Source organism: Pseudoduganella namucuonensis, from assembly GCF_900116645.1.
Classification (GTDB): domain Bacteria; phylum Pseudomonadota; class Gammaproteobacteria; order Burkholderiales; family Burkholderiaceae_D; genus Rugamonas; species Rugamonas namucuonensis.
Genome location: NZ_FPBO01000005.1, coordinates 26302 through 38234, shown reverse-complemented (window position 1 = coordinate 38234; position 11933 = coordinate 26302). Strand labels below are relative to the sequence as shown.

Sequence of the window (11933 nt, the reverse complement as noted above, 5' to 3'; positions counted from 1 at the left end):
GCCGGGCGGCGCGCCGCCGCCCCTGCCGGGCCGCGCCCTTAAAACCTGGTGAATTGAGACTCGTCGATGTCCTGCTCGGCGCCCACCGGCAGCCGCGCGGCGCCGGCGGCGCGCGCCTGCCGCGCCGCCCTGCGCGCCGGCGCCAGCGGCAACACCCGCGCCGCCGGCTCCGAGCCCAGCCTGAAGAAGGCCATGGTCCGCTGCAGCTGCTCGGCCTGGCCGCTCATTTCCTCGGCGGTGGCGGCCAGCTGTTCGGAGCTGGCCGCGTTCATCTGGGTGGTCTGGCTCAGCTGCACCACCGCCACGTTGATCTGGCCGACCCCGGCCGACTGCTCGTGCGACGCCGTCGCGATGCCCCGCACCAGCGTCGAGGTCTGCTCGATGTCCGGCACCATGGCCGTCAGCAGTTGCCCGGCGCGCTCGGCCAGGGCCACGCTGTTGCCGGCCACCTCGCCGATCTCCTGCGCCGCCAGCTGGCTGCGCTCGGCCAGCTTGCGCACCTCGGCCGCCACCACCGCGAAGCCCTTGCCGTGCTCGCCGGCGCGCGCCGCCTCGATGGCCGCGTTCAGCGCCAGCAGGTTGGTCTGGTAGGCGATGTCGTCGATGATGACGATCTTCTTGGCGATCTGGTGCATCGCCGCCACCGTCGCCGCCACCGCGTCGCCGCCCTCGGCCGCCCGCCGCGCCGCCTGGCCGGCCATGCCGTCGGTGACCTGGGCGCTCTCGGTGTTCTGCGCGATCGAGGCCGTCATCTGCTCGAGCGAGGCGCTGGTCTCCTCGACCCCGGCGGCCTGCTCGCTGGCCGAATGCGCCAGCGACTGCGCGGTCGCGCTGACCTGCTCGGAGGCGCTGGCCAGCGCGTCGGCGCCGCCGTTGACCTCGCCCACCACCTGCGCCAGCCGCTCCACCATGCGCTGCATCGAGCGCAGCATCTGGCCGGTCTCGTCCGTGGAGGCGACCGCGATGCGCACCGTCAGGTCGCCCTGCGCCAGCCGGTCCGCCACCTCGGACGCCTGGCGCAGCGGGCCCACCACGCTGCGCGTCACCCAGAACGCGGCGGCGGCGGCCAGCGCCAGCGCCGCGGCGGCCAGCCCCAGCATCAGCTGGCGCGCCTCCTGGTAGAGTGTTTCGGCCCTGGCGCCCGCCTGGTCCACCATCTCGCCCTGGTACCTGGCCAGTTCGGCGACGTCGGCCTGGTAGGCGCGCAGCAGCGGCCGCAATTCCCGGCTCAGGTAGAGCCGCGCCTCCTCGACGTCGCCGGCCGCGGCCAGCGCGATCAGGCGGTCCTGCCCGGCCACGAACCTGGCCCTTTTTTCCACGATGCCCGCCAGCACCTTCTTGCCGTGCTCGGTGCCCACCACACGCTTGAGCTGGTCCAGCTGCTCGCCGATCCTGGCGCGCGCGGCCAGGATGGCCTCGATCTCGCGCTTGTCCTCGCCCGGGTCGCTGGCCAGCAGCATGTTGCGCATGCCGATCGCGATCTCGTTGGTGCCGGCCAGGATGGCCGCCGCCATCTGCACCTTCGGCCATTTGTCCTTCACCACGTCGTCCAATTCCCGGTTGACGCCGTCGAGCCGCGTGACGCCGGTGGCGCCGATGGCCATCATCAACGCCACCACCACGCCGAAGCCCAAGGCCAGCCGCGTTCCGATTTTCAAATTTGCAAACATGTTCAAGTCCCCTGCGTATGATTGTTGAATGTGGTGGCGAGCCGGCCGGGCGAGAGCACCTCGCCGGTCTGCAGCACGATCACGAAGCGGCCGCCCGCCCTGCCCATGCCGGCGATGAATTCCCCCGGCACCCGGGCGCCGAAGGACGGCGCCGGCTCGATGTCGGCCGCGGCGATCTCCAGCACCGCGTTGACCGAATCGACCAGCACGCCCATCACCCGCTGCGCGGGGTCCGCGGTCTCCACGATCACGACGCAGCTGCGCCGGGTGGCCTGGCCGGCCGCGCGTCCGAGGCGCACGGCCAGGTCCACCACCGGCACCACCGCGCCGCGCAGATTGATCACGCCGCGCACGCTGGGCGGCATCATCGGCACCTTCGTCAAGCCGTGGAACTGGATGATTTCCTTGATGGCCAGGATGCCGATGGCGAACATCTCCCGGCCCAGCGTGAAGGTCAGGTACTGGGCCCGTTCCGGCGGCGTGGATGGCTGCATGGCGTCTCCCCTCAGTGGTGCTGGCATTGCGGTTCCTCGATGGCCGGGACGGGCTGGCCCGGCCGCGCGAGCGTCGCCAGCAGCGCCGGCATGTCCAGGATCAGCGCCACCTCGCCGCTGCCCAGGACGGTGGCGCCGCTGACGCAGCGCACCTGCCCGAACAGCTTGCCCAGCGGCTTGATGACGGTCTGGAATTCGCCCAGCAGCGTGTCGACCACCAGCCCCACCCGCCGCCCCTCGTGCCGGACCACCACGAGGCTCTCGCGCCGGGACGGCTCGCCGTCCAGCGCGAACAGCGCGCGCAGCCGCGCGAATGGCAGCACCTGCCCGCGCAGGTCCGTGTAGTCCCGCCCCGCTTCGGCGTCGTTGAACGCCAGGCATTCCTCTATCGTGTCGAGCGGGATGACGAACATCGAGCCGCCGGCCGCCACCAGGAAGCCGTCGATGATGGCCAGGGTCAGCGGCAGGCGCACCGTGACGGTGGTGCCGACGCCCTCCTCGCTGGCGATCGCCACCTCGCCGCGCAGCTCGGCGATGCCGCGCTTGACCACGTCCATGCCCACGCCGCGGCCGGACAGGTTGGTGACCGCCGCCGCCGTCGAGAAGCCCGGCTCGAACACCAGCGCGTGGATTTCGCCGTCGCTCAGCCTGCGCTCCGGCTCGACCAGCCCGCGCTCGACGGCCTTGGCCAGGATGCGGTCGCGGTCCAGCCCGCCGCCGTCGTCGCCCACCTCGATCACGATGCTGCCCGATTCGTGGTAGGCGTTCAGCCGCACCGTGCCCCTGGCCGGCTTGCCGCGCGCGGCGCGCAGTTCGGCGCCCTCGATGCCGTGGTCGATGGCGTTGCGCACCAGGTGGGTCAGCGGGTCGCCGATGCGCTCGACCACCGTCTTGTCGAGCTCGGTGTCGCCGCCCTGCACCACCAGGCCGATGTCCTTGCCGGTCTCGCGCGACACGTCGTGCACGACGCGCTGGAAGCGGCTGAAGGTGGCGCCGATCTTCACCATGCGCAATTGCAGGGCGCTGTCGCGCACCTGTTCCACCAGCGCCGCCAGCGTGGCGTTGCGCTCCCTCAGCTCGGCGTCGCGGGCGCGCCCGGCCGCCACGCTGGCGCTGGCGCCGGCGATGACGAGTTCGCCGATCAGGTTGATCAGGTGATCCAGCTTGTCGGCGTCGACGCGGATCGAGCGGCTTTCCCGCGGCGCCGCGGCCTGCTCCGGTTCCGGAACGGCCAGGGCGGTCCAGGAACCGTCCGGCGCGGAGGGCGCGGGGGCCGGCCGCGGCGCGCGGCCGCCCCGCTCCGGCCGGGCCACCCCGGCCGATTCCGCCAATTCGGCCGCGGCCAGGCCGCCGCAGCGCGCCAGGGCCTCGCGCAGCCGCGCCGCTTCCTCGGGCGGGCCGTCCAGCAGCGCGGCGTAGTCGTCCGGCCCGCAGTCCGGGCCCAGGATGCGGATCGCGCAGTCCTCGCGCACGAAATCGAACACGCCCTCGATGGCGGCGCGGTCGGCCCCGCCCTGGAAGGCGATCTCGAAGCCGAGGTAGCACGATTCGGGGTCCATCGCCGCCGGTTCCGGCATGGCGTCGTCCAGCGTGGCGACGCCGGTCACCGTGCCGAGCCGTCCCAGGTAGCGGATGAAGGCCAGTGGATCCATGCCGTTGCGCAGCGCGTCGACCCCGAAGCGCAGCGAGATATGCCAGCGGCGGACGGCCGCCTCCGCGGCGGGCGGCGCGGCGGGCCCCGGCGGGGCGGCGTGGCCGGCGGGCGCCGCGTCCTCGGCGCCGGGCCGCCCCAGGTGGACGCGCAGCCGCGCCAGCAGCGGCCCGCCGCGCGCGGCCAGGGAGGCGTCGGCGCCGCCGGCCCCGCCCCGCAGGCCGTCGATCGCGCCGTCCACCAGCGCGGCCAGGTGGTCGCGGCAGGACAGCAGCAGCGCGACCAGTTCGGCGTCCAGCGCCAGGGCGGCGCCGCGCACCTCGTCCAGCACGCTCTCGACCACGTGCGCGAAATCGACCACGTGGTCCAGCCCGAACAGCCCGGCCGAGCCCTTGATGGTGTGCACCGCGCGGAACACCGCGTGCACGGCGCCGGCCCCGCCGGACGACAGCAGGGCCCGCTCCATCTCCTCCAGCAGTTCCCGGCTTTCCAGGACGTAGGTGTGCAGCGCCGCCCGCAGCGTCATGGCAGGGCCCCGCCGGCGGCCAGGCCGAGGCGCTCGCCCAGGCCGAGCAGCTCGAGCGCCTCCACCACGGCCGCGCTGGGCGAGAGCAGGCGCAGCGCGCCGCCGGCGGCGTGGGCGGCGCGCTGCGCCAGCAGCAACAGTTGCACGCCGGCGCAGTCGAACTCGCAGACGCCGGCCAGGTCCAGCGCCAGTTCCGGCGAGCCGGCCAGCCGCTCGAGCAGTTGCCGTTTCAACTCCGCGGCGCTGTAGATGCCCATTTCGCCCTCGATGCGCAAGGCGCCCGCGTCCGCCGCCGCGCTCAAGGCAGGACCAGCTTCTGCACCGCCGTCAGCAGCAGTTGCGGCTTGAACGGCTTGACCAGCCACGCCCTGGCGCCGGCCTCCTGGCCCTGGCGCTTCTTCTCCTCCTGCGACTCGGTGGTCAGCATGATGATGGGCGTGAAGCGGTAGTTCGGCAGTTGCTTGACCTCCCGCACGAAGGCGATGCCGTCCATGTTGGGCATGTTGACGTCGCTGATGATCAGGTGCACCTTCTGCCCCTTGAGCTTGGACAGGGCGTCGCTGCCGTCCGCCCCCTCCAGCACGTCGTAGCCGGCGTCCTTGAGCGTCAAGCCCACCACCTGCCGCAGCGAGGCGGAGTCGTCCACTATCATGATGAGTTTTGCCATGCTGTCCCCTATTGCTGTTATTGGTATGTCCGCGCCGCCATGGGGGTCGGGTTCAGAAGAATGTCAGCTCGTCGCCGGGCGCCGGCAGGGGCTGCGCTGCGTGGCCCCGCCGCTCGTCCTCCATGGTGTAACGCGATTCGAGCTCGCCCAGCCAGGCGGCCAGCGGCGGCAGGCCCGCCGCGCCGGCCTGTTCGAGGTCGTGGCCCAGGCGCCCCATGTCGGCGTCGACCACCTCCAGCATCTGGCGGACGCGGTCCTGGAACTGCAGCGCCACCAGCAGGTTCTCGACGTCGCGCCGGATGGCGTTGCCGCGGGCGCGCATCTGGTCGGCCGAATGGGCCAGCTCGCGCACGTGGCCGAGCACGTCGTCCACCACGCCGCCGGAGGCGCCGATGGCGTCGCGGTCGTCGTCGGCCGCCTTGGCCGCGGCCGCCAGCGTCAGGCGCATGGTGCCGGAGATGTCGGCCATGCGCTGGGTGATGCGGGCGCCGATGGTGGCCGAGGACTGCGACAGCGTGCGCACCTCGCCGGCGATGACGGCGAAGCCGCGTCCGGCCTGGCCGGCCCGCGCCGCCTCGATCGAGGCGTTGATGGCCAGCAGGTTGGTCTGGGCGGCGATCTTCCTGACCTCGTCGGCCAGTTCCTGCAATTCGTCGGTGGCCTCGGCCAGCGCGCGCACATGCTCGAGCAGGCCGGCCTTGCTGCCCACCACCGTTTCCAGGCAGCGGATCACCGGGCCCAGTTCGCGCTCGCACAGGGTGAGCAGGCTGAGCGTGATTTCGCCGTTGGCCGGATCGTCGGCGCCGGTGAAGCCGGCCGTCCTGAATTGCTGCAGCAATGAACTGAAGCTGGCCAGCAGCTGATTGACGGCCTCCTCGGTCTGCGCGTTGACGGCCTGCACATGGCGGCGCCACACGGGCAGCACGCCGCCCACCAGCTGTTCCGCGCCGTCCAGCGTGGCGCGCGCGGCCAGCGCCGTGCCGTCGCTGGCGGCCGCCTCCCCGGCGCGCCGCGCCAGGCGCCAGGCCAGCAGCGCCGAGCAGGCCAGCACGCCCGCCAGCGCGATGGCCTCGGGCAGGCCGCGGCGCTGCCACAGCGGCAGCGCGGCGAACAGCGCCGCCAGCGCCGCCGGCCAGAACACGCCCAGGGCCGCCGCGCCGTCCATCCCGCGCGGCAGGGCCGGCCGGCGCCAGCGCGCGCTCATGGCGCCGCCGGCGCCGGCGGGCGCGCCAAGAGTTGCGCCAGCTCGCGCTTGTCGAGCGGCTTTTTCAGGGCGCCCAGGATGTTCAGGTGGTGGAAGCGGGCCATCAGCTGGGCCGAGTCGATGAAGCGCTGCGCCAGGCCCGACATCAGGATGATGGGGCAGCCCACGCGCCTGGCCGCCAGCAGTTCCATCAGCTGGAAACCGTCCATGCGCGGCATGTTGATGTCGCAGACGATCAGGTCCGCCCCGGTGCCGTCCGGCCCCAGCGCGCGCAGTCCCTGCTCGCCGCCGCCGGCCTTGGTGACGCGCGCCACCCCCAGGTCCTCTAGCCGCAGCGCCACCATGTCGAGCGTGAACACGTCGTCATCGATCAGCAGCGCGTGCCGGTAATGGTGGGGAATCGAGGTAACGCTATCTTGCATCATCGGAGTCTGTCGGCCGGTCGGCGGTTCGTGTTAGGAATATCCCTACTAGGATGCTGCCTACTATCATTATATTTATCCATCGGGAAATCTTGATATCCCCGTAAGGCGATCCGACGGGACGGGTAGGAATTCCCCTACCCCCGGCCATCCGGCCCGGCCGGGAATTCGGCCTCGACGCGCCGCGCGACCCGCTCCAGCGCCTCCGCCAGCTCGGCCGCCAGCGCGCCGGCCCGCTCCGGGCAGCCCCCCTCGCCCTGGTCCTCCAGCGCCTGCCACAGCCGCAGCGCCTGCAGCGCGCCCACCGCCATGGCGCCCGGCTTGCAACGGTGCGCCAGCGCGGCCGCGCCGGCCAGGTCGCCGCGCGCCAGCGCCTCGCCGGCCTCGGCCAATCCGGCGCGCGCCGTCTCCACATAGCGCCGCGCGAACTGGCGCATGCGGTCCGCCCGGCCGTCGAAGCTCTCGGCCAGCACTTCGAGGCTGAGCACCTCGGGCTCGGCCCCGTCCGGCGCGGGTGGCGGCGCCGCGTCCGCGTCGGCCGCCCGCCCGGCCAGCGCCGCGTACAACCGGTCCGGCGCCACCGGTTTGCTGATGAACTCGTCCATGCCGGCCGCCAGGCAGCGCTCCCGGTCCTGGCCGCGGGCGTTGGCCGTCATCGCCACCACCCTGACGCCCGCCAGCGCCGGGTCGGCGCGCATGCGGCGCACCGTTTCCACCCCGTCCAGCACCGGCATCTGCACGTCCATCAGCACGCAGTCGTAGCGCTCGCGGGCCAGCAGGGCCAGCGCCTCCATGCCGTTGCCGGCCAGCGCCACCAGCACCCCGGCGTCCTCCAGGAATTCGCGCGCCACCTGCTGGTTGAACTCGTGGTCCTCCACCACCAGCACCCGCATGCCGCGCAGCGCCGCCGCCAGCGGGACCGCGAGGGGCGCGGCCCGCGGCGGCGGCGGCGCCTCCTTGTCCAGCCGCAGCGTGAACCAGAAGCGGCTGCCCCTCCCCGCCTCGCTCTCGACGCCGATCTGTCCGCCCATCTGCTCGACCAGGCGCTTGCTGATCGCCAGGCCCAGGCCGGTGCCGCCGTATTTGCGCGTGGTCGAGCTGTCGCCCTGCTGGAAAGACTGGAACAGGCGCTCCAGCTGTTGCGCCGTCATGCCGATGCCGCTGTCGCGCACCGAGAAGTGCAGCAGGCAGGACGCCTCGTCCTGCTCCAGCGCGGCGACCCGCATGCCGACCCCGCCGCGCTCGGTGAACTTGACGGCGTTGCCCATCAAATTGATCAACACCTGGCTCAGGCGCAGCGCGTCGCCGCCCAAGTGGCAGGCCACGTCCGGCTCCAGCGCGCTGTCGAGCCGCAGGCCCTTGGCGGCGGCCCGGCCCGACACCTGCGCCAGCACGTTGGCCAGCACCAGCTCCAGGTCGAACGGGGCCCGCTCCAGGGTCAGCATGCCGGCCTCGATCTTGGAGAAGTCGAGGATGTCGTCGATCAGCGCCAGCAGGTGCTCGCCCGACAGCCGGATCTTGTCCAGGTAGTCGTGCTGCCTGGGCGTCAGCCTGGTCTTCATGGCCAGCAGCGCCATGCCGATCACGCTGTTCAGGGGCGTGCGGATCTCGTGGCTCATATTGGCCAGGAAGTCGCTTTTCGCCTGGCTGGCGGCGTCGGCCGCCTCCTTGGCCTGCCGCAGCGCGCGCACCGCCGCCGCCTGCGCCGTCACGTCCACCGTCACGGTGATGACGCCGCGGATGCGCTGGTCCGCGCCGCGCAGCACGGCCTTGCTGACGTGGATGTCGACCGGCTCGCCGCCGCCGGGCGGCGCGAAGCTGTCCTGGCGGATCCACGGCTCGCCGGTCTCCAGCACGTGGCGGTCGCCGCCGGCGTGCACCTCGCCCACGCCGGGCGGCAGCACGTCGCGCACGGTCTTGCCGCGCAGCGCCTCGATCGACATGCCGAAGAAGGCGCCGTAGGCCCGGTTGACCCGCACGAAGCGGCCGTCCGCGTCCTTCAGGCTGATCGGCAGCGGGATGGAATCGAACAGGGCGTCGACGAAACTGAGGTTTTCCCTGATCTGCTGGGCCGCCTGGTGGCGCTCCGAGACGTCGCGCAGCGTGCCGCCCATGCCATTGACCCGGCCGCCCTCGCCCACCTCGGCGCGCGCGTGGATCTCCAGCCAGCGCAGCCCGCCGTCGCGGGTACGGTAGCGGATCTCGGCCGTCAACGGGCGGCGCCGGCCGGCCAGCAGGCGGGCGAACCGGCGGCGCGCCAGCGGCTGGTCGTCGGGGTGGACGAAGTCGGCGAAAGCGTGGCCCAGCGTCTGGTCCACCGTGTAGCCGGTGATCCCGGTCCAGGCCGGATTGACGAAGCTCCAGTAGCCGCGCGCGTCGGTCTGGAACACCACCTCCCGCAGGCTGTCGACCAGGTTGCGGTACTGGCGCTCGCTGGTGGCCACGATTTCCGAGAGGAATTTGTTTTCCGTGATGTCGGTCTCGATCGAGACGTACTGGTAGGGGCGGCCCTGCCCGTCCAGGAAGGGCACCACCGTGGCGTAGACGCAATACGGCCGTCCGCCCTTGGCGTGGTTGTGCACCTCGCCGTGCCACACCTGGCCCCGCTCGACAGTGCGCCAGACCTCGTCGAAATAGGCGGCGTCGTGCTGGCCCGAGTCGAGCATGGCGTAGCTTTGGCCCAGCAGCTCGCGCCGCTGGTAGCCGGTGACCAGGCAAAACTTGTCGTTGACGTAGACCATGCGGCGCCCGGTGTCGGCGATGCTGACGATGGCGTGCTGGTCGAGCGCGAAGCGCTGGTTCAGCAATTCCATCCGGCCGGCCTGCTGGCGCCGCGCCAGGTCCGGCAGCAGCGCCGACCAGCCCTCCAGGTCGTCGTCGGCGGGCGGCTCCCGCACCGCGCCGTCGTGCCGCAGCAGCTCGGCCGTCGCCCGCCGCACCGAATCGAGGGCCCGCTCACGGCTGGCGAGTTCGGCGCCGCGGCCGTCGTAGCGGCGGCCGATGTCGGCCATCAGCGGCTCCAGGCCGTCCAGCAGCGCCGCCACCCTGGGCGGCATGCCCGGCAGCGCGCGCGCTGCCGGCAACTCGGCCAGCAGCGCGCGCCACGCCGCCTCCGACTCGACCCCGCAGCGCAGCCGCAACTGCGCCGCCAGCGTTTCATGCATGCCTGTCCGCTCCACCGCCCCCCCTTTTCGCCCCGCCGGGCCGCCTCGATGGGTCGAGACGGTAGCACCTCCGGACCGGACGCCAAAGTAGGGAAAGGCCGATTTGGGGGTAGGGATGGCCTGATAGGCTGATGGCGGCGCGCGCCGACAAAAAGCTTTGCATTCCGCGAAATCCGGGTGCTATACTGTTATCGATAACAGGTGGAGACGGCAATCCCATGAAAACAACACTTTTACTGCTCTGTAGCGCGCTCCTGCTACCCATGGCGGCGCGCGGCCAGGCCATCGACGAACAAAGCCGCGCGACCCTGTCGTCCCCGGACAAGCGGCTGGAGCTGAGCATATACCAGAAGCGTTTCCCGCAGGGCAAGCGCGAACTCTACTATACCCTCAGCTACAAGGGCCGTCCCGTGGTCCGCGAATCCGCGCTCGACCTGGAACTGGACAACCACCTGTCCGAAAGCGCGATGGCGCTGAAGATCGACCGCCACGACAAGTGGTTCGACAATCTGGCCATCACCGCCGTCAGCGGCGGCGGCAAGGACACCAGCTGGAAACCCGTCACCGGCGAACGCGCCGAGATCCGCGACCATTACAACACCGTGGCCATCGCCATGGTGAAGGACGACAATCCGATGTACCGCGTGACGCTGGAGGCGCGCGCCTACAACGAGGGCGTGGCGCTGCGCTACTTCTTCCCCGAGAACGAGAAAGGCACGTACTACCGCGTCAAGCGGGAGAACACGGAATTCGCCATGCCGGCCGGCACCAGGGCCTGGTTCCACGGCTGGGCGCAAGCGCCCTACCAACTGCTGCCGCTGAAGGACTGGCCGGACGAATCCGAGCGCCCGCTGACGCTGGAGCTGCCCGGCGGCCTGTACGTGAACCTGCTGGAGGCGCAAATGGTGGACTACGCGCGCACCAAGTTCAAGCTGAGCGCGACCAAGGCCGACACCATCGTCACCTCCATGCACGACCCGGCCGACCTGATCTCGCCGTTCGCCACGCCGTGGCGCGGCATCATGGTGGCCGAGACGCCGGGGCGGCTGGCGGAGAACAGCCACTTCATCCTCAACCTGAACGAGCCGTCCAGGATCAAGGACGAGAGCTGGGTCAAACCCGGCAAGATCATGCGCGTGATGACGCAGACCACGAAGGACGCCCGCGCCAACATCGATTTCGCCGCGCGCCACGGCCTGCAATACATCCTGTTCGACTGGAAGTGGTACGGCCCCGCCTTCTCCTTCGACTCGGACGCGACCAAGGTGGCGATACCGGACTTCGACCTGCCCGGCATCATCCAGTACGGCAAGGAGCGCGGCATCGGCGTGTGGCTGTACGTGAACCAGCAAGCCTTGCTGGCGCAGTCGGACACGCTGTTCCAGACCTACCGCGACTGGGGCGTGAAGGGCGTGAAGTTCGGCTTCGTGCAGGTCGGTTCGCACCGCTGGACCACGTGGGTGGAAAAGGCGATCCGCCAGGCGGCCGACGCCGGCATCATGGTCAACATCCACGACGACTGGCGCCCCACGGGCGAACAGCGCACCTGGCCCAACCTGCTCACATCCGAGGGCGTGCGGGGCAACGAGGAGATGCCGGACGCCACCCACAACACCGTGCTGCCGTTCACGCGCTACCTGGCGGGGGCCGCCGACTACACGATCTGCTACTACGATCCGCGCATCAAGACCACGCACGCGCACCAATTGGCGCTGGCGGCGATCTATTACAGCCCGCTGCAAACCTTGTACTGGTACGACAAGCCGGAGATGTCCGACCACGGCCCCGAGCTCGAATTCTGGGACCGCATACCGGCGACCTGGGACGAGACGCGCGTGCCGCAGGGCCAGCCCGGCCAGTTCGTCACCACCGCCCGCCGCAAGGGCGCCGAATGGTTCGTCGGCACGATCACGAACAACGACAGCCGCAAGCTGAAGATCAAGCTCGACTTCCTCGACAAGGGCAGGCAGTACGTGGCCCACATCTACGCCGACGATCCGGCCCTGGACACGAAAACCAAGGTCGCGGTGCGTAAAATGAAGGTGGACTCCACGACCGTCATCGACGCCTCGCTGCTGGCCTCCGGCGGCCAGGCCATCTGGCTGCGCCCCGCGCAATAAAGCTCACAAGGACAG

General features: G+C 71.2%; 9 protein-coding genes. 1 reads left to right on the top strand and 8 read right to left on the bottom strand.

The window, feature by feature from the left end:
* Nucleotides 1-38 precede the first annotated feature (38 nt).
* From BM436_RS07090 to BM436_RS07055, 8 genes are all read right to left on the bottom strand, one after another.
* Entirely contained in the window at nt 39-1670 is a 1632-nt protein-coding gene (locus BM436_RS07090) for a methyl-accepting chemotaxis protein (protein WP_093554812.1), read from the bottom strand.
* 2 nt (nt 1671-1672) lie between these two features.
* Nucleotides 1673-2191 carry a chemotaxis protein CheW gene (locus BM436_RS07085; protein ID WP_093554811.1) on the bottom strand — a complete coding sequence of 173 codons (519 nt, stop codon included), beginning with the start codon at nt 2189-2191 and terminating at the stop codon, nt 1673-1675.
* Entirely contained in the window at nt 2176-4341 is a 2166-nt protein-coding gene (locus BM436_RS07080) for a chemotaxis protein CheA (protein ID WP_093554810.1), read from the bottom strand. Before BM436_RS07080 ends, BM436_RS07085 begins: the two co-directional genes overlap by 16 nt.
* Nucleotides 4338-4643, bottom strand: coding sequence for an STAS domain-containing protein (locus BM436_RS07075; protein WP_229489505.1), 306 nt, complete (start codon nt 4641-4643; stop codon nt 4338-4340). The genes BM436_RS07080 and BM436_RS07075 overlap by 4 nt, the downstream gene beginning before the upstream one ends.
* Nucleotides 4640-5008: a response regulator gene (locus BM436_RS07070; protein WP_093554809.1), complete on the bottom strand. Its 369-nt coding sequence runs from the start codon at nt 5006-5008 to the stop codon at nt 4640-4642. The genes BM436_RS07075 and BM436_RS07070 overlap by 4 nt, the downstream gene beginning before the upstream one ends.
* Nucleotides 5009-5060: 52 nt before the next feature.
* Nucleotides 5061-6212: a methyl-accepting chemotaxis protein gene (locus BM436_RS37520; protein ID WP_093554808.1), complete on the bottom strand. Its 1152-nt coding sequence runs from the start codon at nt 6210-6212 to the stop codon at nt 5061-5063.
* On the bottom strand, nt 6209-6637 hold the full coding sequence (locus tag BM436_RS07060) for a response regulator (protein WP_093554807.1): 429 nt from the start codon (nt 6635-6637) through the stop codon (nt 6209-6211). The genes BM436_RS37520 and BM436_RS07060 overlap by 4 nt, the downstream gene beginning before the upstream one ends.
* A gap of 134 nt (nt 6638-6771) precedes the next feature.
* Nucleotides 6772-9798: a PAS domain-containing hybrid sensor histidine kinase/response regulator gene (locus BM436_RS07055; RefSeq protein WP_093554806.1), complete on the bottom strand. Its 3027-nt coding sequence runs from the start codon at nt 9796-9798 to the stop codon at nt 6772-6774.
* A 218-nt stretch (nt 9799-10016) separates the two neighbouring features.
* Between BM436_RS07055 and BM436_RS07050 the strand changes: the two genes are divergently transcribed.
* On the top strand, nt 10017-11918 hold the full coding sequence (locus tag BM436_RS07050; RefSeq protein ID WP_093554805.1) for a glycoside hydrolase family 97 protein: 1902 nt from the start codon (nt 10017-10019) through the stop codon (nt 11916-11918).
* Nucleotides 11919-11933: the final 15 nt, after the last annotated feature.